Annotated in this window: 21 protein-coding genes, 2 pseudogenes and 1 riboswitch; of the genes and pseudogenes, 11 read left to right on the top strand and 12 right to left on the bottom strand. The window is 30.5% G+C overall.

Annotated elements, in window-relative coordinates:
• Positions 1 to 9: 9 nt before the first annotated feature.
• The 4 genes and pseudogenes from bioB (at position 10) to AGR56_RS07795 (ending at position 3,782) form a co-directional block, all read left to right on the top strand.
• Positions 10 to 995: pseudogene (gene bioB, locus AGR56_RS07780) on the top strand (biotin synthase BioB).
• A gap of 210 nt (positions 996 to 1,205) precedes the next feature.
• Positions 1,206 to 2,090 (top strand): ABC transporter ATP-binding protein, encoded by an 885-nt coding sequence (locus AGR56_RS07785; protein WP_053241789.1) that lies wholly within the window; start codon positions 1,206 to 1,208, stop codon positions 2,088 to 2,090.
• A gap of 36 nt (positions 2,091 to 2,126) precedes the next feature.
• The gene (locus AGR56_RS07790) at positions 2,127 to 3,125 is read left to right on the top strand and encodes an ABC transporter permease (RefSeq protein WP_053241790.1); all 999 of its coding nucleotides are present in this window, start codon (positions 2,127 to 2,129) and stop codon (positions 3,123 to 3,125) included.
• A gap of 12 nt (positions 3,126 to 3,137) precedes the next feature.
• Complete coding sequence (locus AGR56_RS07795; RefSeq protein ID WP_242851371.1) at positions 3,138 to 3,782, top strand: GDSL-type esterase/lipase family protein; 645 nt, start codon at positions 3,138 to 3,140, stop codon at positions 3,780 to 3,782.
• Between the two features lie 301 nt (positions 3,783 to 4,083).
• Here the strand turns inward: AGR56_RS07795 and AGR56_RS07800 are convergent.
• A pseudogene (locus AGR56_RS07800) lies at positions 4,084 to 5,435 on the bottom strand (MATE family efflux transporter).
• Positions 5,436 to 5,742: 307 nt separating this feature from the next.
• Between AGR56_RS07800 and AGR56_RS07805 the strand changes: the two are divergent.
• The 4 genes from AGR56_RS07805 to AGR56_RS07820 all read left to right on the top strand — a co-directional run bounded on the left by AGR56_RS07805 (position 5,743) and on the right by AGR56_RS07820 (position 7,378).
• Complete coding sequence (locus AGR56_RS07805; protein WP_053241791.1) at positions 5,743 to 6,195, top strand: flavodoxin family protein; 453 nt, start codon at positions 5,743 to 5,745, stop codon at positions 6,193 to 6,195.
• 402 nt (positions 6,196 to 6,597) lie between these two features.
• Positions 6,598 to 6,804, top strand: a complete 207-nt coding sequence (locus tag AGR56_RS07810) for a helix-turn-helix domain-containing protein (protein WP_053241792.1) — start codon at positions 6,598 to 6,600, stop codon at positions 6,802 to 6,804.
• Positions 6,805 to 6,883: 79 nt separating this feature from the next.
• A complete protein-coding gene (locus AGR56_RS07815) occupies positions 6,884 to 7,153 on the top strand; it encodes a sigma-70 family RNA polymerase sigma factor (RefSeq protein WP_053241793.1) in 270 nt (89 codons plus the stop codon).
• A gap of 42 nt (positions 7,154 to 7,195) precedes the next feature.
• Positions 7,196 to 7,378 (top strand): BhlA/UviB family holin-like peptide, encoded by a 183-nt coding sequence (locus tag AGR56_RS07820; RefSeq protein ID WP_347460444.1) that lies wholly within the window; start codon positions 7,196 to 7,198, stop codon positions 7,376 to 7,378.
• Between the two features lie 61 nt (positions 7,379 to 7,439).
• Here the strand turns inward: AGR56_RS07820 and AGR56_RS07825 are convergent, their stop codons facing one another.
• From AGR56_RS07825 to AGR56_RS07855, 7 genes are all read right to left on the bottom strand, one after another.
• Positions 7,440 to 8,219 carry a lysylphosphatidylglycerol synthase transmembrane domain-containing protein gene (locus AGR56_RS07825; protein WP_242851372.1) on the bottom strand — a complete coding sequence of 260 codons (780 nt, stop codon included), beginning with the start codon at positions 8,217 to 8,219 and terminating at the stop codon, positions 7,440 to 7,442.
• A 227-nt stretch (positions 8,220 to 8,446) separates the two neighbouring features.
• Positions 8,447 to 9,517 (bottom strand): glycosyltransferase family 4 protein, encoded by a 1,071-nt coding sequence (locus tag AGR56_RS07830; RefSeq protein WP_053241794.1) that lies wholly within the window; start codon positions 9,515 to 9,517, stop codon positions 8,447 to 8,449.
• A gap of 438 nt (positions 9,518 to 9,955) precedes the next feature.
• Positions 9,956 to 11,137, bottom strand: coding sequence for a D-alanyl-lipoteichoic acid biosynthesis protein DltD (gene dltD / locus AGR56_RS07835; protein ID WP_053241795.1), 1,182 nt, complete (start codon positions 11,135 to 11,137; stop codon positions 9,956 to 9,958).
• Position 11,138: 1 nt separating this feature from the next.
• Positions 11,139 to 11,375 (bottom strand): D-alanine--poly(phosphoribitol) ligase subunit DltC, encoded by a 237-nt coding sequence (gene dltC, locus AGR56_RS07840; RefSeq protein ID WP_053241796.1) that lies wholly within the window; start codon positions 11,373 to 11,375, stop codon positions 11,139 to 11,141.
• Between the two features lie 34 nt (positions 11,376 to 11,409).
• Positions 11,410 to 12,573: a D-alanyl-lipoteichoic acid biosynthesis protein DltB gene (gene dltB, locus AGR56_RS07845; protein ID WP_053241797.1), complete on the bottom strand. Its 1,164-nt coding sequence runs from the start codon at positions 12,571 to 12,573 to the stop codon at positions 11,410 to 11,412.
• Positions 12,570 to 12,980, bottom strand: a complete 411-nt coding sequence (locus tag AGR56_RS21645; protein WP_084756913.1) for a hypothetical protein — start codon at positions 12,978 to 12,980, stop codon at positions 12,570 to 12,572. The genes dltB and AGR56_RS21645 overlap by 4 nt, the downstream gene beginning before the upstream one ends.
• Positions 12,967 to 14,097 carry an AMP-binding protein gene (locus AGR56_RS07855; RefSeq protein ID WP_053241799.1) on the bottom strand — a complete coding sequence of 377 codons (1,131 nt, stop codon included), beginning with the start codon at positions 14,095 to 14,097 and terminating at the stop codon, positions 12,967 to 12,969. Before AGR56_RS07855 ends, AGR56_RS21645 begins: the two co-directional genes overlap by 14 nt.
• A 212-nt stretch (positions 14,098 to 14,309) precedes the next feature.
• A riboswitch (TPP riboswitch) is annotated at positions 14,310 to 14,417 on the top strand.
• Between the two features lie 94 nt (positions 14,418 to 14,511).
• On the opposite strand from AGR56_RS07855, the gene thiC reads away from it, so the two are divergent.
• The 3 genes from thiC to AGR56_RS21655 all read left to right on the top strand — a co-directional run bounded on the left by thiC (position 14,512) and on the right by AGR56_RS21655 (position 16,967).
• Complete coding sequence (gene thiC, locus AGR56_RS07860; RefSeq protein ID WP_053241800.1) at positions 14,512 to 15,825, top strand: phosphomethylpyrimidine synthase ThiC; 1,314 nt, start codon at positions 14,512 to 14,514, stop codon at positions 15,823 to 15,825.
• 403 nt (positions 15,826 to 16,228) lie between these two features.
• Complete coding sequence (locus tag AGR56_RS21650; RefSeq protein ID WP_242851373.1) at positions 16,229 to 16,615, top strand: hypothetical protein; 387 nt, start codon at positions 16,229 to 16,231, stop codon at positions 16,613 to 16,615.
• The gene (locus AGR56_RS21655) at positions 16,593 to 16,967 is read left to right on the top strand and encodes a DUF2161 family putative PD-(D/E)XK-type phosphodiesterase (RefSeq protein ID WP_242851374.1); all 375 of its coding nucleotides are present in this window, start codon (positions 16,593 to 16,595) and stop codon (positions 16,965 to 16,967) included. The genes AGR56_RS21650 and AGR56_RS21655 overlap by 23 nt, the downstream gene beginning before the upstream one ends.
• 258 nt (positions 16,968 to 17,225) lie before the next feature.
• Here AGR56_RS21655 and AGR56_RS07870 read toward each other — a convergent pair whose 3' ends face one another.
• The 4 genes from AGR56_RS07870 to AGR56_RS07885 all read right to left on the bottom strand — a co-directional run bounded on the left by AGR56_RS07870 (position 17,226) and on the right by AGR56_RS07885 (position 21,364).
• Complete coding sequence (locus tag AGR56_RS07870) at positions 17,226 to 18,098, bottom strand: aminoglycoside 6-adenylyltransferase (RefSeq protein ID WP_053241801.1); 873 nt, start codon at positions 18,096 to 18,098, stop codon at positions 17,226 to 17,228.
• Positions 18,099 to 18,269: 171 nt separating this feature from the next.
• Complete coding sequence (locus tag AGR56_RS07875) at positions 18,270 to 19,490, bottom strand: hypothetical protein (protein WP_053241802.1); 1,221 nt, start codon at positions 19,488 to 19,490, stop codon at positions 18,270 to 18,272.
• Positions 19,463 to 20,854, bottom strand: coding sequence for a hypothetical protein (locus AGR56_RS07880; RefSeq protein ID WP_053241803.1), 1,392 nt, complete (start codon positions 20,852 to 20,854; stop codon positions 19,463 to 19,465). Before AGR56_RS07880 ends, AGR56_RS07875 begins: the two co-directional genes overlap by 28 nt.
• A 75-nt stretch (positions 20,855 to 20,929) precedes the next feature.
• The gene (locus tag AGR56_RS07885) at positions 20,930 to 21,364 is read right to left on the bottom strand and encodes a hypothetical protein (RefSeq protein ID WP_053241804.1); all 435 of its coding nucleotides are present in this window, start codon (positions 21,362 to 21,364) and stop codon (positions 20,930 to 20,932) included.
• Positions 21,365 to 21,401: the final 37 nt, after the last annotated feature.

Raw genomic sequence — 21,401 nt, forward strand, 5'->3', positions numbered from 1 at the left:
TGTGAAAGTATGGACAAGCTAGAAAATACAATAATTGAAGTGTGTACAAAAATTTTAAATGAGCATGATATAAATGCTTACGAAGCTGAAGCATTAGGTACAGCAAGTGGAAGCGATATATTTTTGCTGTGTGCATTTGCAAATAAAATAAGGGAAAAGTTTACAGGAAATAAGGTTGATTTATGTTCTGTAATAAATGCAAAATCAGGAAATTGCTCTGAGGATTGCGCATTTTGTTCTCAATCGGCACATCATAATACAAATGTTAAATGTTATCCGCTGTTAGAAAAAGAAAAAATAGTTGAAATGGCAGTTCAGCGTGAAAAAATGGGAGCTAAGCATTGTGATATAGCAACTAGTGGACTTGGTTATACTGGAAAAGAAGAGAACTTTGAAAAGATACTTAATGCCTTTAAGGAAATGAAGAAAAAACAAATCTAAAGCTTTGTGCTTGTCTTGGAACTCTTAAGAAAGAGGCGGCTTTTAAGCTGGTGGAGGTTGGTGTTGAGAGGTACAATCATAACCTTGAAACTTCAAGAAGTTTTTTTAAGAATATAGTTACTACTCATGGATATGATGAGCGAATTGACACAATAAGGTATGCAAAAGAAGCCGGAATGGAAGTATGTTCTGGTATGATTATAGGCATGGGAGAGACTATGGAGCAAAGGATAGAACATGCATTCTTGTTAAAGGAACTTAAAGTTGATGCTGTACCGGTTAATGTTTTAAATCCTATCAAAGGAACTAAGCTTGAGAATTCAGAAGCCCTTTCGCCATTAGAAATATTAAAGACATTTGCAATAATAAGATTAATTTTACCGGATAAAAATATAAGATATGCAGGGGGAAGGGAAGTTAATCTTAAAAGTTTACAACCGCTTGGGCTTATTTCAGGATTAAATGGTATGCTTATTGGCAATTACTTAACAACTTCTGGTAGAATAGTAGAAGATGATTTAGAAATGTTAAAAGATTTGGAACTTTCATTTTAGATAGAGGCTGCATTTAAAAATAGAGTATGACAAAACAATTTTGTCATACTCTATTTATATCTTATTATAGATTCATGGATTAATGCGATATTATCTTAAATTTATAAAAATAATATAAAATTCATATAAATAACATTGATATTATAGAAAAAAATAATCATAATAAAAATATGGTGAATTGAAAATTGGCTACAAGACTGGGGGTGTATTATGGAAAGGGAAGTTTTATTGGTTGAAGATGTACATAAAATCATAAATGGTAGGGAAATTATAAAAGGTATAAGTTTTTCGATAAAAGAAGGAGAGGTTTTAGGATTTTTGGGTCCAAATGGAGCAGGAAAATCTACAACTCTAAGAATGATTGTTGGACTTTCAAAGCCAACTTCAGGTAAAATAGAAGTTTGTGGTTACTCTATAATTAAGGATTATGTGAAAGCAATGTCAAGCGTAGGGTGTATAATAGAAGGCCCAGATTTATATGGTTATATGAGTGGTATGGATAATCTAGAAATGCTTGCTGCTATGGAGAAAAATATCACTAAGGAGGATATTCTAGAAGCGGTAAGGCTGGTTGATATGGAGAAGCATATTAATGATAAGGTAAATACATATTCACTTGGAATGAAGCAGCGAATGGGATTAGCACAGGCACTTATGAATCATCCTAAATTACTTATTTTAGACGAGCCTACTAATGGACTTGATCCTGCGGGTATAAATGAACTTAGAAATCTTATTAGAAAACTTTCTAAAAAAGAAAAGATATCTGTACTAATATCAAGTCATCTTATAGCTGAAATTGAACTTATATGCGACAAAGTATCTATTATTAAAGACGGAGCAGTACTTAAAAATGCGTCCGTAAAAGAACTTTTTGAGAACAAAGGAAACTTTTTTTTTGAACTTGATGACAATGAAAAGGGAATTGAGATTTTGAAAAAAAATTGGGGAATAAAAGGAAAAATAAGAGGCAGTAAAATTGAAGCAGTAGTGGATGAAAATAAGGTCGCTGAAATTAACGCTTCTTTTATAAAAGAAGGGTTAAAACTTAAATTTGTAGATAACAAGCGCAAGAACTTGGAAGAATTATTTTAAACATTACAGAGGAAAATTAGAGAGGGGGAGAGGAATTTGGTAAAACTTATTAAAAATGAGATCATAAAGATGCTATTAAAAAAAAAGCTGATTCTCATTTTAGCAATATTGATACTTGAAACAAGTGCCTTTGCCTATGGTCAAAATGTAAGGTATAAGAGAACCATAGAGGGATATACAAAAAATCAAAGTAAAAATTACAATTGGAAACCGCTTATAAATCAGCAAATTGATGATATAAAAAATAAGCTTTCTTATAAAAATGTAAAAAAATCTGATGAAAGAATTATGAAAATACAGCTTGAGCAATATAAGTATTATTTAAAAAAGAATATAAGCCCTGCAGCTATATCTGCTTCTAAGTTTACATCAGAACTTATGGAACAATCAGCTTTAATGCTCTTACCTCTTCTCATAATAATACTTGCAGGAGATATTGTATCTGGCGAGTTCTCATCAAAAACTATTAAGGTTTTGCTCACACGTGCAGTACCTAGGTGGAAAATACTTTTAAGCAAATATACTGCGCTTATATTAATGTCAGCCTTTGTAGTTTTTTTATCTGCTGTTGTTTCTCTGGGGATTTCTGAATTTACCTTTAAAGATTTTGGTTTTATGGAGCCAGTTATAAGTGGATATAAGGTTGTAAATGGAGTAGTAAATGCCTCTAGTGTTGTACAAATTTATCAGTGGCAGTATTTACTGCTAGTTTGTTCTTTGAATTTTTTTGAGGCAGCAGTAATAGCTACAATAGCCTTTATGGTATCAATTTTAGTGAGAAGTACAGCGGCATCAATAGGAATAATGATGGCAGGTCTTATAGGTGGCAGTCTCTTAAGAGTATTTTTAACTGATTGGCCTTTTGCAAAATACTTTTTTGCCGTAAATCTTCAAACTTCTCAATACCTTACGGGAAATTTTAAAGGTGTGCCAGGTATGAGCCTTGTTTCTTCTATGTGTGTACTTATAGTATGGCTTGTAACTTCACTTATAATTAGTTTTTTTGCATTTACTAGGAGAGATGTACTTGTTTAGGGGTGAGAAGTTATGAAAAAAATAATTTTATATTTTGTGGCAGTAGTATCAATATTAGTGATTGTTGTGTCAATGTGGGGAATTGGAAATTCAATCTTGCTTACAACAGGTAAAGTTGAAGATAAGGATATTAAAAAGAGTATTAGCGAAGTAGCAGCGGTTAAAAGTATATCTAAACCTAAAGGAGATTATTACAATATACTGGTTCTTGGAGATTCACTTGCAAAAGGTACAGGGGATGAAACTAATAAAGGGTTTGCAGCATATTTTGCGGACTATGTTAAAAAGAAAACTTCTAAGAAGGTTAAACTTAATAACTTAGGAGTTAATGGAGATATTTCAACTGGACTACTAGAAATAGTTAGGAGCAAGAATGCTGCTAGCCTAATCAAATATTCAAATACTATACTTATATCTATAGGAGGAAATGAGATAAGTAAGATTAGAAGATATGATGCTGTTTCGCAAGCCGCTCAGATTAAAACAATTGAGGATATTTACTTAAGTAATTTAAAAAGTATTTTTGAAACAATAAGGCAGCAAAATAAAAATTGTAAAATTGTTTTTATAGGCTTGTATAACCCTTTTGGAGATAATATTGGCTCGGATAAAGTAAAGCTAATAAATGATTGGAATAAGGAACTCAAGATGTTATAGCAGATGATTCTAACAGTGTATTTATACCGACTTATGATTTATTTAAATATAATTCTAAAGAATATCTCACAATAGATAATTTTCATCCTAACGGCAGCGGATATAAAGCAATTTCTAAAAGAATAGAAGAAGTGGTTAAGTAACAGTCAAAGCCAAAAGCAAGCAGAAAAGAAGGCCATGAGGTCATGGAAGATTAATGTAACAGGGTTTAGAAATACAACTATTAGTTATTGAATTTCTAAGCCTGCTTATGATTTAGGTTCTAAGAAGATTCATTGTATCAGATAAGTATTTAGTTACATTAAAATCCTTCACTTAGTTTTTTGAATCTTTTTCTAAATAAAATAAATATTAAAGTCCCATCAAATATCCACTGAATAGAAGTAATTATCCACACATACATTACAGATAATCTCATTATGTGGATAAATATAAACATAAGAGGCATTCTTATAAGCCAGCTTGATATCATGGAAACCTTGAAGGGAGTTTTTGTATCACCGATTCCCTTTAAAATTCCACCAGCAATCATTGATAGGGCAATGAAGGGCTGCTCTATTGATGCAATCATAACGCATAAAGTACCCTCATTAATTACTTGATGGGCATTAGAATTTATAAACAATGAAACAAGTTGACTAGGAAGCATTAAAAATATGGCTGAACATATAAGCATAATAAAAGTGCCTAAAAATAGTGATGAATAGGCGTATTCTTTAGCTTTTTCATAATCCTTCTCACCAAACTTTTGGCCTACAAGTGCTGTTGCAGCTATGGCGAAGCCCCAACCTGGCATAAATGATATAGATTCTATTGAAGTTGTTATTTGATTTGCAGCAAAGGCTAAACTTCCAAGTATAACAATAAAGAAATTACTTATTAATCTACTTATACTAAGGGAACCTTCTTGCAAGGAAGCTGGAAGGGAAAGTCTTAAAAGGCTTTTAACCATAGTAATATTAAGTTTTTTAATGTAACTAATTCTAACTTTGGTTTTTGAATATTTAAGTGTGTAAAAGAAGATGAATATAAATCCTATTATTTGAGCAGTACAGGTAGCTATTCCAGAACCAGTCACGCCAAAGGAATGTACTCCAAAGTTACCAAAGATAAGTATGTAGTCAAGAGTTAAATTTATTAAGGTAACTATAATTGATGCAATTAAAGGTGTTTTTGTGTTTCCACAGCCTCTCAGAGAAGCATTTAAACTATTCATAAGCATATTGAAAAATATACCCATTGATGCTATTTTTATAAAAGGAGTTGCTGTAGTTATTATATTTTCCTGAGTTCCAATTACTCTAAATAAATGTGTTGAAAAGAAAAACAATATAAACCAGGCAAATATGGAGATTATGAACGCAAACAAAAATCCTAAAGTAGCATATTCCTCTGCAAGCTTGTCTTTTTTTCACCAATCTTTCTTGCAACTAAAGAAGATATACCAATGGAAATACCATTAGCTACAAGTATGTTTGAAAATGTATATATAGTTTCAGTGCTTAAACCAACGCTGCTTACTGCTAAATCTCCACCATATTGTCCAACCATCATGGTATCAAAAACTCCAATCATGGTGTATAGTGTCATTTCGAAAACAGCAGGTAGAGCTATCTTTAAAACATCAAAAATGATTTCTTTTTTTAGTTTCATAATGTGATTGTCCCCCTAAAAATGTACTTCAACATTATATCATACTTTATTTTTTAGATTGTATCTTATAATGTATATGAAGTAAATATATTAAAGAATTTAACTCAGAGTACAGAGTAGAGTGAATGTGGATTTACATTTCGTTTCACTCAGGTAAATCTTGAAACTTATATGATGTCAGCTACGCTGAATACTATTAGTTTTACTATGTAAGATGATTAGAAAAGAAATGTTATTAACTTAATTTTACTGTATAATGTATATAAAGATATATGTCATTATATAATTAATTAAAGGGGTGAAAGCTGTGAAAAGACTTATAATTTATGAATCAGTACATCACGGAAATACAGAAAAAATTGCTAAGGTTATGGCAGAAGTTTTAAAAGCAGAGCTCAAAAGACCAAATGATGTAAATATTGATAGTTTAAAGGATTATGATTTAATAGGATTTGGTTCTGGAATATACTATGGTAAATTTCATAAAAATATTTTAGAATTAATAAAGAAAATAAGAGGTGGAAACAATCAAAAGACCTTTGTTTTTTCAACAAGCGGACAAGGAAGAGAACAATATAACGATTCACTGAAGAAAGAGTTCACTGAAAAGGGCTTTAAAGTGATTGGCAGCTTTGCGTGCAAGGGATTTGACACATACGGACCATTTAAGCTAATAGGAGGAATAGCAAAGGGAAGACCAAATGAGGATGATATTTCAAAAGCAAGAGAATTTGCAATGAAATTAAGCTTATATGAATAAAAGTGCAGCTAATGCTGGAGGTAAAACTTCAGTGTTTTTTATTTTCAAGTAGTTTATTTACAAAATAAAAGGGTGAAAATGTAGAAAGATACAGATAAATAAAAGTTTACAAAAAATGTGCTAAAGTGTTATTATTTAATGTAAAGAAAAATATTTAATTTAAAAAGAGGTGTTCAAAGTGTAGATTTAATTTTTTATTAAATAGCATTTTTAAGATTGTTAGTAAATATTATATAAAAATTTTAATATTCTTTTAAATAATAAATTTCTAAAGTCTCTTCAATTAATAATACAATTATTCTTTAAATTCATATCAAAACTACTTCTTTAAAGTATATCTTGCGATGTAATGAGCTTTTTAATGAAATGCTAAAAATAAGGTAAAAGCGGAGGCGGCTTCTCATGTCAGACGGTTTTTACAGAGTGGTTAATGATGCTCAAAGTAATGATAAGCAGGCTATCATGTTGATAATAAATAAGTTTAAACCGCTGATAAAAAAATACAGTTATTTATTAAAATATGATGATGCTAGCTCAGATTTAACTATTTCTCTTATAGAGATAATAAAAAAAATACCTGTATGTACAAATGCAAATTTAAAAAAGTGATAAATTTCTCGTTGGGTATATTGCTTCAGCCATAAAAAATAGGTATATATACTTATCTAAAAAGTATTATAGAGTATATTTGAATGAGACTAGTTTAAATTTAAATAATATAAAGAGTAGTGAAAATATAGATTTAGATGATAAGATATTTGTTTGGGAACTACTGGACAAGTTATCAAAAACCCAAAGAGAAGTTTTGATATTAAAATTTATTAAAGATTATAGCGATAAAGATATATCTAAGACTTTAAAGATATCAAGACAGTCAGTAAATAGAACTAAAAACAGAGGATTAGATAATATGAGAAGATATATAGGGTGTAAGAATATTAGTGCAAGGAGGTGGTAGTATGGAAAATGAAATTTTTAATTTAGCTGCATCTCAAGGCATATGGCACTGTTATCAGTTCTTCTTATTTTCTATATATTAAAGGCACAGGAAAAAAGGGATATAAAACAAGAGGAAAGAGAAAAGAGTTATTACAATTTGATAAATAAACTTATTAATAAATTTGGTGCAATTGATAGCAGTGAAAAAGATTTTAAAGAAATTAAAAGAAATTTTCGTAGATAAATTTTTTTGCTTTGCTTTAAATAAATGTTGACTTTTACACTTATTTAAAACAAAGCTATTTTTAGGCTTTATTAGGTTTTATCTTAGAAGAGCTTGATTTTACAAATGCAAATAAGCAGCCAGCTGCTATGCATGAATAATAGGAAAGTATTCTCCATAAAAAGATAGCTGGCAAAAGAAGATTTTGAGGAAAAAACAATTTAAATATGATGAAAAAGCCACCTTCGGCTGCACCTTCACCGCCGGGGAGAGGTACACATGACATAATTATAGTTAAAAATATTTGGGCTGAAATCATAGTGAAAATACCAGCGGAATTAAAGCCAAAGCTTCTATATACACAATATGGTATGGAATAAAAAATTGTCCATTGTATAAAGGTAAGAATGCTAGCATTTAAACATACCAATTTGTTTTTACCAATAATTGCGGAATTCTTATGAAAGCTCATTAGTTCTTTTTCAATATCTTCATATTTTTGTTGTGGATTTTTTACTAATCTAATTTTTGAAAGTACAGTTAAAATAATTAGTAAAAGTTTTTTAGTTAACTTATCATTACTGGAAAAAAGAAATGCAATAATTATTATAAGCGTGTTAAAGGAAAAACCAACTAATGCAAAGTATATAAAGTATTTTATCTTTGATTGAAAATAAGAAAATTTAAGTACCATAACAAGTAAAGAATATATAGTAAAAACTGTTTGATGTATTATAAATTTTATCATTAATATAGAGCCTGAAGTTCCAGCTGGAATACCATACTCAGTCATTGCATATAGCTGAGCAGGTTGGCTTCCAGAGGCAAATGGTGTAAGTGAACCAAAGAATTGACCGATCATTGCAAATTTTATTGATTTATAAAATAAAATTGTGTGTATTATATAGGATAGTCGTAATAATATGTAATATAATTGCCTCTAAAAGCCAAAATATAAGCATGCATACTAATGCTATAATAATCCAAAGTTTATTTACGGATCTTAAAGTTACCACCAAAGAATGAGTATTATTGGTAAAAACGAAGAAAGATAAAAGTATACATGCAGATAATACTACAACTATTAAATTAAATATTTTGTTTTGCATCTAACTTACTCCTGGACTTAACTTTATTTTTTTCAAAACAAATATCGTCGTAGAAATTTTTCCACTGCTTTAATATATATCCCTTAGAATAAAACTCGTGACATGCAGCAGATCTATTACACCATTCATTATAATAGGTAGCATTATTTTTGCTTTTTTCTATAATATTACAAAAATCATTTACTGAGCTGCCCCTTAGGTAATAATCAAAAAGTATATTTTTGTATATATCTAAATCCCTTAGGAGAACTGGAATCTTTAATGATAAAGCTTCTAAGACAGACATAGGAAAAAGCTCACTATATGAAGGCAAAAACATCATATTCGCTATATTATACAAGGCATTCATTTCGTCTCTGTCTACAATTCCAAGGAATTTAACATTAGCTGGAGGATTTTCAACTACTTTCTTAAGTTCTTTATAACCATCTGTTATAGCCCCAAAAGAAAATCCACCTGCCCATAAAAATTGTACATCAGGAAGTTTTTTAGCAGTTTCTATAAAATCATTGATGCCTTTTCTTGTTTGAACTTGACCAACACCTAATACAACAAATTTATCTTGAGATATATGATATTTGCTTTTTAAAGAAACTATTTTTTTATCTTCATACCTATAAAAATTATCATCAGATACAAAATTGGGAATATATGTAACTTTATCTTCTGGTATGCCATAATCCTTTAATATATCAATAAAATAAGGATTTACAACTACAAGATGATCTACGCTTTTATAAAACCAGATTATATATTTATAAAATATCGACTTTGCAAAACGAGGAAGATTTATGCTGTCGTCTACAGTTTCAGGTACGAAATGTACATAAGCAACAGTTGTTCCGAGCATTTTTGCAAATGGTATACTAAGAAAAAATTTAAAATCTATAGTGTGATAATGCATTATATTACAAAATTTAAATTTATTTACTTTAACGTCGTAATTATTTTTAAGTCCTTCTTTTACTAAATTAACCTGTTCAATATATGCTGATAATACGCCTTGACCTTTTACTTTATCCGCCGAAGAAAGCATGTTAATGGTTGGCATTTGTAAAACCCCTTTCAATATTTTATCTTTAAGATAAATTATTGTAAAATAGTATTAAATATATACTGTAAATTTATAGTGTTCAATTATATTAAAATTATACATAATAGATAATTATATTAGTGTCCTATATAAATAGTACACTAATTCTGTACATGTGTCAATACAAACATTTAACGCTTTATAATATTAAGTATATAAATATTATAAAGCTTAATTCTTATTTTCTTTTAACGTAATTCTTAAAATTTTCTTAAATGTTTGTAATGGGTACATTTTATGAGACCATAACCTTTAAAAAAATAAAAGCGAAGAAATAACTGTATTCTTCGCTTTTATTTTTTAGAAATTACTATAAACATATGGTATGTTAGAGGAAGGTGTAAAAACAAACATAACAAGTAGGGCAATCATAATTATCAGGAAAAAAGCACATAATTATTTGCTATAGTATTTAGCAATTTCTTTATTGACATATAACCATCCTTTCCAGCCAAGGTGCATTCCATCTTCCATAAGATATTTTTCATATTCATGGCTTTGAAAATCCACAACTTCAAAACCATAGTTGGATATGAATTTTTTGGTTTTATTAAAAAATGCAGTTCGCGCATCTTTATTTATTCCAGTATAATCATAATATCTAGCATTTACTGGCATTAATATAAATAGAGGCTTGATATTATTGGCTTTACAAACTTTCAAAAGAATTTCTAGATCATCATATTCTTTTGAGTCAGTAAGCTTTACATTTTTGCTTTGATTTTTAATTTTGCCAAGATTGTTTTTTAGAAATTCATTATAGTAAGAATTTAATATATAAAATGAATTATTATTGGCTAGCTTACTTCCAAGTTTTTCTGCATCCTCAAGATCTTTTTTTTCATCTATTGTGGTTAAGTTAGGTAGTTTTACATTATACTTAGCATTGTAGTTTTTTTCCAACTTTAATAGTTTTATAGTGTTAGAAAATTTAAGTAAAGAGCATTTTAAATCAAAATAAGGTTTAAGTAAGGTAAATTTAATCTTAGATGTTAAAGTATTGCTGCTGTAAAGTTTCGCATATGTAGCTGCGTCAGAGTAAAATGAGTTATTTGATATAAGTGAGTATACCCTCCTGCATATTTGCTTTTTTAAATCACTAGAAATTGAATTATTTTTCATAGCCTCATAAAATTGAAGTTCAGAAAAATTCATTTGAAAGTTATCGGTTGGTGTACCGTTTTTGTCCAAAAACCACTGTAGTGATACTATAAAACCAACTTTTTTCCCTTTTAAAGCTGGATTAGCTAAAAACTTTATGACATGTGATAAATCTTGCATATATCCTTTTCCTATAGGAGAAACGATGAAATTTGCTCCTTTTTTTGGAAAATATTTAATTGGATTTTCTGTTAATTCTGTATTGCCAAGTTCAGAAGAACCATAAAGCATAAACACATTCTTTTTATCTGTTTCAGTTTTTTGAATAAATGTACTTTCATTTTTTATGTCATTATATAATCTTATAAAGCAAATTGAAAGATTATCTTTTATAATTTTTTGGAATAATATGTTTACAAAAAATACAGATATGATTATGATTATGCTAGCTATAATAAATGATCTTAATTTGCGCATGCTATTCACCTTTTTTAGAGTTTAGGTAATCTATTATTTTCTTAGGAGTTGAAATTTGTTCACGGGTTACTTCTGTTGGTTGTATTGATATCTTTAATTTATCCTCAATAGCTAATAAAAGCTCTATAACACCAAGTGAATCTAATAAGCCATCATCAAATAAGTTTAAATTAAGGTCATTTCTCACCTCATCGGTGCCGCATATTTGTTCAAGAATTTCTAATACTTTTTCTTTCATTTAAAATCCCTCCAATTTAATTCTTGTAAATTTACTATCTCAAATTTTGTAAGTAAGTACTTAAATATCCCGAAAATATCAGTAATCCAAAGCAAGCTATATTAAATGTTATAAAGATTGACAAAGCCATAAACCATTTTTCTTTTTTATGAATTTTATAAAACTTGCTTTTTCGTTGATAATAGTCGGTTAAAACAAGTAAGATGCCTTCGTAAAATCCATAAATTATATAATGAGAGTAGGTTCCATGCCATATTCCCATAGTAAGCATTGTAATCATAAATCCTAAATATGAGGATGTATATCTACTTTTAAACCATCTATGTTTCATAGAAGTCATTACAAACCTTGTGTAAATAAAATCCCTAAACCAAAATGATAATGACATATGCCATCTATCCCAAAATTCTTTCATGCTTTTACTCAAGAATGGCATATTAAAGTTTTCTGGAAGCCTAATACCAAGAAAATATCCAGTGCCAATAGCCATTGAGCTGTATCCTGCAAAATCAAAGAAAAGGTATAAACTATATGCATACATGCATTGAAGTACATGGCTTATGCTAAAGGATAAAGGTATTTTTGAAAGCCAGTAATTATAAATTAAATTGGACAAAATAAATTTGTATCCAATCCCTTTAAAAATATTGAAAATGCCAGCTCCCATATAATCAACGTATTCTTGTCTAGTAAGAGTTTTATTTATATCTTTTTCGAATCTTCTACTTCTATCTATAGGACCTGAACTAATGCTCGGAAAGAACAAAATAAAATAGGTTAAATCGATTAACTTGATTTCTTTTATTAGTCCATCATGTGTTTCTAGAATTACTTGGACTGTCCTAAAGGTAATATAAGAAATACCAATAAAACCTATTGTTGAAGAAGTAAAAAAGTGGCTGAATTTAACTATGCACAAAGGAAATATACTAAGAAGAACAAATAAACGCATAAGCCAAGCATTGCTTGTTTGTCTTCTAATCAGCAAGTAAAGTTTAATTAATATTACTTGAAACACGTAGAAGGCTGCAAAACTTATCAGCTGTTTCTTATCGTTTCCTATAAATAAAAATACCATAAATAAACTTAAAAAAGTTCCATAATACTTTAGCCTTTTACTAAGAAGACCAAGAACTATAGCAGGGACTAAAGAAACAAAAAGAATATAGAAAAATATACCGTGTTCAAAAGGCGTCATTTTAAGTCCTCCTGAAGAGATTTTCTATCTATTTTACCATTTGTGTTGATTGGAAATTTATTTAGTATTTTTATTTTTCTTGGAATCATATATGAAGGAAGTAATTTGCCAACATCATTTTTTATTTTCATAGCTACTTTAAATTCCTTTTCGTTAATATGTTTGTTTAGGGTGACAAAGGCTGCAATATATGTTACTTTATCTTCATGTTTTACAGGCAAAACAATAGCATTGCTTATGTAATCTAGCTTTCTTAGATTATTTTCAACATCCTCTAATTCTATTCTAAATCCATTTAATTTTATTTGAAAATCTTTTCTTCCGCAGTAGTAAAATACACAATCTTTTTTGTATGCTAAGTCGCCAGTTTTATAACCATGTTTAATACCAGCTTCACTTTGGGTAATGAAAAAAGTGCTTTTTCGTCATTTTCTCATTATTGTAATAGCCAATACTTACATTATCACCTATTACATATATCTCACCTTTTTCACCTTCCTTAACTTCTTTTCCAGTGTCATCAACCAGTATTACTTTCGAATTGCTCATACCATATCCTATAGGGATAGAATCTTTACTATGAAGCATATCTTTATTTACTTCTATAGCAGTTATTAAAACTGTGGCTTCTGTTGGACCGTATCCATTGATTATGGAAATATCTCCAAACCTTTCGTAAAGGGTTGAAACAAGCTTTTTTGATAGAACCTCACCGGCAAAAAACATCTTTTCAAGTTTTGGTAGTAGAGTTTTATTGAAACTGTTATCAACAACGCACATTTCAGCAAATGAAGGAGTAGATATCCACATTGCTACTTTAGAAATAGCTAAATTTTCAAATAGATCCTTGAAATTTGCAGTCATTTTTTTATCTATTACATATAATGTTTTTCCGAGAAGGAGACCAATATATATGCTTATTACTGATACGTCAAAAGAATAAGAAACTTGATTTAAAAAGACGCTTTTATCTTCACTAGTTTTGCAATATGGTAAAAACCATTCAATAAATGTTTTTAAAGCCTTATAAGTAATTTGAACACCTTTAGGCTTACCAGTACTTCCAGAAGTATATAGCATATAATAAACATCATTGTCTTTAATAAAGAATGCTTTAGCTGGTTTCAAACCAGAAAATTTATTGAAGATATCAATTAAATTTTCTGGTGATAGTATTTTACCTTGAAAGTTATCAATATCAATGTTTCCTATATTAATAAATAATTTTGGTTTGGAACTTTCAATAATATCTTTTATCCTGTCTTTAGGAAAGGTAGTGTCTATTGGAATATATGCATGTCCGGATTTGCTGCAAGCTAAGAATGAAATCAGCATTTCATGTTCTTTATGACCGTAAATAACTATAGGTGATTTGTCTTCCCCATAGTTTGATATTATATACTTTGCGAGTGCATCTGAACGCTTTTTTAATTCACCATACGTTAAAGTTGAATTTCTGTATATTTCGCAGATACTTTCACTATGCTCAATACAAACTTTGTCTATAGTATCAATTAAATTCAATAAAATCAATCCTTTCTATTGATACAATTGTGCAAACACAGTTATTATACTTCAATAAAGTTTTATTTTCAATATTAAGGAAAAAATGATACAATTATGTCATAATTGTATCAGTTCCGTAATGTTTTGTACTTGTATTGAAAAACAGATTTTAATTATTCAAAAACAGGAAATTAGTTTACAAAGAGAGAATATAATGTTAAAATTAAATAGTATTTTGCTAGAGGTGCCTTATAAACATAGGAAGGCTGAGAGGAGAAATCCAACTCTTTGAACTTGATGTAGTTAATACTACCGTAGGGAAGCAGAGCATTATTATGTTATGAATTTTAGAAGCTTACCCTTATTGGGTGAGCTTTTTTTAATTTTAATGTGCCTGCACTCAAAAATAAAATTGAGATAAGGAGAAATGTTATGAATTACACAACACAAATGGATGCTGCCAGAAAAAATATAATTACGGAGGAAATGAAAGTTGTCTCTGAGAAAGAGCGCATGGACGTTGAAAAGCTGAAGAATCTTATTGCAAAAGGAAAAATCGTAATACCTGCCAATAAAAATCACAAATCTTTAAGCGCAGAAGGTGTTGGAGAAGGACTTAAGACTAAAATAAATGTAAACTTAGGTATATCTAAAGATTGTGCAAATGTAGATATGGAACTTAAAAAGGTTAAAACAGCATTAAAAATGAAAGCTGAAGCTATTATGGATTTAAGTTCTTATGGAAAGACAGAAGAATTTAGAAAAAAACTTATAGAAATTTCTTCTGCAATGATAGGAACTGTTCCTATATATGATGCAGTAGGATTTTATGATAAAGAATTAAAAGATATAACAGCTGAGGAGTTTCTTAGAGTAGTTGAAAAACAGGCTGAAGATGGCGTTGATTTTATGACTATTCATGCAGGCATAAACAAAGAAACCGCTGAGGTTTTTAAAAGAAATAGTAGAGTTATGAATATAGTTTCAAGAGGCGGTTCACTATTATATGCCTGGATGGAGCTTAATAATAAGGAAAATCCATTCTATGAATATTTTGATGAGGTTCTTGAAATATGTGCTAAATATGATGTTACTATAAGTCTTGGAGATGCTTGTAGACCCGGTTGTATAAAGGATTCCACTGATCCGAGTCAAATTAAGGAACTTATTACACTTGGAGAACTTACTAAGAGAGCTTGGGAGAAAAATGTACAAGTTATGATTGAAGGACCTGGTCATATGGCTATTAATGAAATAAAATCAAATATGATTATAGAGAAGAGATTGTGCCATGGAGCGCCTTTTTATGTTTTGGGACCTATTGTCACGGACATAGCTCCAGGTTATGATCATATAACGAGTGCGATAGGGGGAGCAATTGCAGCTGCAAATGGTGCAGATTTTCTGTGCTATGTTACTCCAGCAGAGCATTTGAGGCTTCCTAACTTAGATGACATGAAGGAAGGTATTATAGCAGCTAAAATAGCAGCGCATGCTGCTGACATTGCAAAGAACATTAATGGAGCAAGAGAGTGGGACGATAAGATGGCAGAAGCAAGACAAAAGTTGGATTGGAATGCTACCTTTGAACTTTCAATAGATCCTGAAAAAGCTATAAGATATAGGAAGGAATCGACACCGGAAGATCCTGATACATGCACCATGTGTGGAAAAATGTGTGCAGTTAGAAATATGAATAAAGTTATGAGTGGAAAAAATGTGAACATACTCAGAGATGATAACTAAGAAAAATGCAAAGTAACAATGCTTCGTCACATTAAAAAGAATCCATAAATCTAAGTGGTTATTTAAAAAAAGTGGTTGCTTTGAGTTCAAGAAGGATAATGGGCAAGCCCAAGCCCCGTATATGTTTATACTCGCCTTTGGCTCAGACAGATTGAAATATCTAAGTATTTTATGATTTTTTTACCAAGATTTATTGGATTCTTTTTAAATTGCTCCTTCAGCACTATTACTTCGCTCCTACGGTAGTGCAAGGAAAAAATTCCTCCGTACCTACGGAGTTTTGGCGTGAATTTTTGTAACCAATTGAATTTTAATAAAATTGATTTTTGCTTAAGTAGCCTTTATGATAAAATTACTAATAAACGTTGAGGGATTTATAATATTTTAATCATGAGGTGTAATTATGATAAATAAAGAAAAAATACTAGAAGAAGATTTGTACAAGCCTATCCATGATTTCTTTGAAAAACAGGGGTATACAGTAAGGGCTGAGGTTAAAGACTGCGATGTTACGGCTATTAAAGATGATTTTCTTATTATAGTTGAACTGAAAAAGAATTTAACTGTAGAACTCTTGTCACAAGCAGTAAAAAGGCAGAAAATTTCCGAACTAGTTTATGTAGCTGTTCCAAAGCCAAAAAGGATGAAAGTAGATTCAAAATGGAAGGATATTTGTCATCTTATAAGGAGATTAGAACTTGGACTTATATTTGTGAATTTTAAGAGCAGCAAAACTTTTGTTGAAGTTGTCATAGAGCCAAAGGCATTTGATAGATCAAAAAAGTGTTAATGCAAATAAGAAAAAGAGAGCAGGTCTTATAAAAGAAATTAAAGGCAGAAATAAGGATTTAAATGTTGGAGGAACAAGGGGCAAAAAGCTTGTAACTTCTTATAGAGAAAGTGCAATTGAAATTGCTTGCTGCCTTGATAAATTTGGTCCTCTTTCTCCAAAGAAGCTTCGCGAAATAGGAACAGATTGCAAAAAAACCGTATCCATTTTATATAAGAATTATTATGGGTGGTTTGATAAAAAATCAAGAGGAGTTTATGAGTTAAATGAAGAAGGAAAAAAGAATCTTAAGGTGTATGAAGAACTAGCAAAGTACTACTATGAGAGAATTGATGAAATGAAAGTACACTAAATATAAAAATTGAGAACTAAATGCAGAGTAGAGAGTAAGGAGTAGAGTGAATGATGATTTTCTGCTTTCGCAGAAAATCTAAAACTTATTGCTGATGCCATTTCAAAATAATCCCATGTTATGTTCGTTCAGCTAACTGAACATTATACTGAGTTTTTATATAATTTTAGATTTATCTGACGAGAGTAAGATAAATCATCCTCCACTCTCTACTCTTGTTTTTAGTTCGCATTATTTTTAAACTGGAAAAGTTGTTTGTTAGTATATTTCTTTAGCATTCTTTGGCAACTTATGAATATCTTTTAAAAACTTTAAACTGTTATTTGCTTCAACTTCATTATATTTAACATTCATGCTGCAAGATACATCCTTAGCAATTTCGTTGAATAAGTCACACATAACAAAAACTGCTTTCCATATATCTTTTACATTTCCAGCTGGATAGGTTTTTAAAAATGCATCCCATTTATCGACTTCTAACCACCTGTACATGTATTTTCCTGATTTTCCAATACTAACGGAAAAATTTGTTTTGAAGCCTATGCTCCATTCCAGGAGGCATACCAATTGAGGACGAACACAGTAATTTATCATATCCATTACATATGGTATTTCTTCTCTCCATAATCCTTTTGCGACATTATTTAAGCACCACCAATATTCATTACAGGTATCAAGAAATTGATGCTCTGTTGGTCTTTTGACCCAATGAGTTTCATCAGTCTCTTCTGGAATATTAGGTAGACAGTTATCTTTATCAAGTAATATTCTGCAAAGCTTGTCTTCTTTAATTTCTTTTAAAGCATGTGATAATACACATACATGCAAATCTAAGCGATTTCCATCAGCAAATTGCATAAGCCATCCATAACAATCATCCATGTCATGCTCATAGTAACAATTTTCATCAGGATATTGCATATATAGTCGCTTTCCAAATTGATCAATCCAGTTCTTTTGCTCACGAAAGGATTTTGTTTCGCTGACAACATATACAATATCATAATCCTGAAAAATATCTTTTATAGCATTTGGATTTGTTCTTGAGCCTTCTATAAAAACTGCACGAATTCTTTCATCATTCTTTGCTGCATTTAATATTAAGTTAAACATTTCTTGTTCTGTGCGCATTTAAACATCCCCAATCTAAATTGGTTTTCTATTAAAGATAAACAGTCTGAAGATTTAAATTTATACTAACAAACTGGAAGTTGATTCAGAGCACAGAGTACAAAGTGCAGAGTACAGTGAAGGTGGATTTACCTTTCGTTTCTCTCAGGTAAATCTTAGAACTTAATAGTGTCAGCTACGCTGAGCACTTATAAAACTTATTGCACTGTTAAAACCACCTATAATTGACCTTCCTATACTACTAACAATACTCATAGCTCTTCCTGGAAGTCCACCCATAAAACTCATTAAGCCATTAAAAGCGTTTATACAAGTACTCTTAACTTGATTAAAATGTGTGGCAACATACCCAATAGCAGCACCAAAAGGTCCAAATAATATTCCAGCTATAATCGGTACAACAGTTCCAATATTATCTTTTATAGAATTAAATGCATTCACTGCAACATTTTTTATATTATTAAAAATGTTTTTTAAGAACCCTGAAATCTCATCCCAATGTTGATACAATAAAACACCTATGGCTATAACACCAGCTATTGCTATAATAACTAAGCCTATTGGGGATGTCAGTGCAGTAAAAGCTATGTTTACTACATCTTTAAATTTATTAATAAGCTCTATTGTTCCATAGAAGCCTTTTATGGCTAACGTTACGCCATTCCATGCAAGAGCAAAGCTACTTACAACAGTAATTATGATATCTAATACAGGTTTACCACTGCCCATGAGCCAATTAATTATTTTAGATACAGTATCAAATAATGTTCCTAACGCGTTTAGTACAGGTGCTATCGCCGGAGCTATAATATTAACAAACCAATTTACAAATGGAACTACAAAATTAGTGTAAATAAATAAAGCCAGCTCTCCAACTTTTAGTCCTAATTTTACAAGACCTTCAAAAGCATGCTGCCCGCCATGATCCCATATCCATCCTAGCTTCTGTGTAACATTTTCTATTACTTTACTAGTAGCATTTAAAGCTTGCATAAATATATTAGCAAAATTAGGACCTTCTTCGGCCCAAACATGCCTTATAGATTGCAACATTTTATTAATTAAACTAAGAACATTGTTAAGAGCATTGGCTATATGCTGTACAATTTGTGTACCTATATTTCCTTTGTTCCAGGCATTAGCAAAAGTTACTCCAATATCACCAACTATATTTAAAATGTCCTGAAGAATTTTTAAAAGATTAATTAATATTCTTTCACCAGTTCCATTAGTCCAAACCGTATAAAAACTCTTCCCTATAGCTCCGAGTAAATCTTCAATTCCTTGTAGTGCATGTTTAGCAGCATTGATAGTATTTACACCTTCTACTGCCCAAGCTTGTTTAAATGGTGTCCACAGTCCTGCTAATATTTTTTTAAATTTATCAGCCATGCAGCTGTTGTTGCTTCAATTGGTGTCATATTTGCCATTGGCACTATTGGCGTTTCAACTCCACCTCCAGCTGGTGTTGTTGTCTTAGGCGCTTTTGTTGAACTCGAATCACTTAATTTATTGATTGCATCAAAACCAGCCAGCCCCTTTTTAGCAGCTTCACCAGCTTTTTCAGCTGCATCACCAGCGGATTTAGCAGATTTACTAACTCCACCTAAGCTATCAGCTGTTTTCTTTGCTTGTTTTTCAGCTTGACTGTATGCTCCTATGGATTGTTGCATCGCTTGAGCTGCTCCAAAACTCTGGGTATATGTTTTTCCAAATAACTGTGATATAAAGCTTGCTATATATGCAGTTACAGTTGCTAGCGCACTCATTAATGAATTTAATGCTGGAAGTACAGCCTCATATATTGGCATAAAAGCAGTGTATAAATTACTTCTTATTTGGTTTAAGCTACCTGCAAATTGAGCATTTACCATTAAAGAAGAACCTATGAATTTGGCTAATGAACCAAGGCCACCCATTATTGCTGGAAATACAATTCCCCATCTTATCATACTGTCAAGGAATCCATAATTACCTCTAGTAGCATTATTAGTACTCTGTCCAAAATTTTTAACTGAATTTGTTGCTTGTTTTGTATTATTACTTATATTTTTCAATGCCCTGTCTGAAATATTAGCAAGTGCAGCTAATCTACTTAACCCATTACTTACTGAATTAATTCCGTTATCTGAACTTTTAGCAGCACCGCTTAGCCTTTCAAATTGTTCATCAAGGTCTGCAAGCTTAAATCCGGCCTTGTCACTTTGGGCTATTAATTTATTTATAGTTGCTTCCGTTTGAAGTATTTGCTCTAAAAGTTTATTTTTTCTGGCACCATCAAAAGCCATGTTATAACTTTCTTTTAATTGGGCTAGTTTCTCCTTTTGCTGTTCTATTTTAGCATTAATAATATCTAAACTTTGAGTAAGATTTTCTATCTGTGTTTTTAAAGCTTCAAGATTAATATTACTTGGTGGTGCTCTTGGACTTGCTGGAGTAATCCTAGTGTTATTATTTGGTATAGGTATATTCTTTGGTATTTCAAAATCAATTGGTATTTTTACCTTTATATTTGACATAGCTTTATTTATTGTGCTTTCTATGGTTTTTTGTATGTTTTTCATACTATTTTCAATAGATTTTGAAATAGTATTGCTAATTGTATCAGCAATACCTTTAAAATTTAAATTTCCAATGTTTTTTAGAGAGTTTTGTATATTTTCACCGATTTTACTAGCAGCCTCAGAAATTTGCTTGCTTAAGTCTCCATCAACTTCCATATCTAAGCTTATTTTACCTACACTATCATTTGCCATAATCCCACCTCCTATTTTAAACAAAATAAAAACACCTAGTTTAAAACTAAGTGTTTTGCTTGCTTTATTTAATTTTTATAATTTCCAAGTATGTCCACAATTAAGGCATTTAACTTTTCCCTTTTTAATTTTATTAGAACTTAATCCTCCCATAGTTGCTCCCGCAGCAGCCCCAAGTCCACCAGTAAGTACACCTCCAACAACACCACCAACAGCAGCTCTGCCTAGACTTAATTTTTTTCTTTTATCTAAGTAGGTTATATTGGTCGATTTACATTTAGGGCAATAAGGTATATGCTCCTTTTTTAATTGCTGAATTCTCTCTTTTTGATATTCCTTTTCTTCTCTTTTCTTTGAGTCACTAAATGGGTGCATAGCATCTAACATTGCGTTCTTTTTTTCTTCTAATTCTTCTTGCTTTGCTTGGCTTTTTTCCCTAATTGCAGCCATTTTTCTATTTGAATCAGCCTGTTTTTGTGCCATTTTATTCATAAAATCCTTAAGTCCCATACAAATACCTCCATAATACAATTTAAATAGATTATAC

This window comes from Clostridium sp. DMHC 10 (assembly GCF_001270375.1).
Taxonomy (GTDB): domain Bacteria; phylum Bacillota; class Clostridia; order Clostridiales; family Clostridiaceae; genus Clostridium_S; species Clostridium_S guangxiense.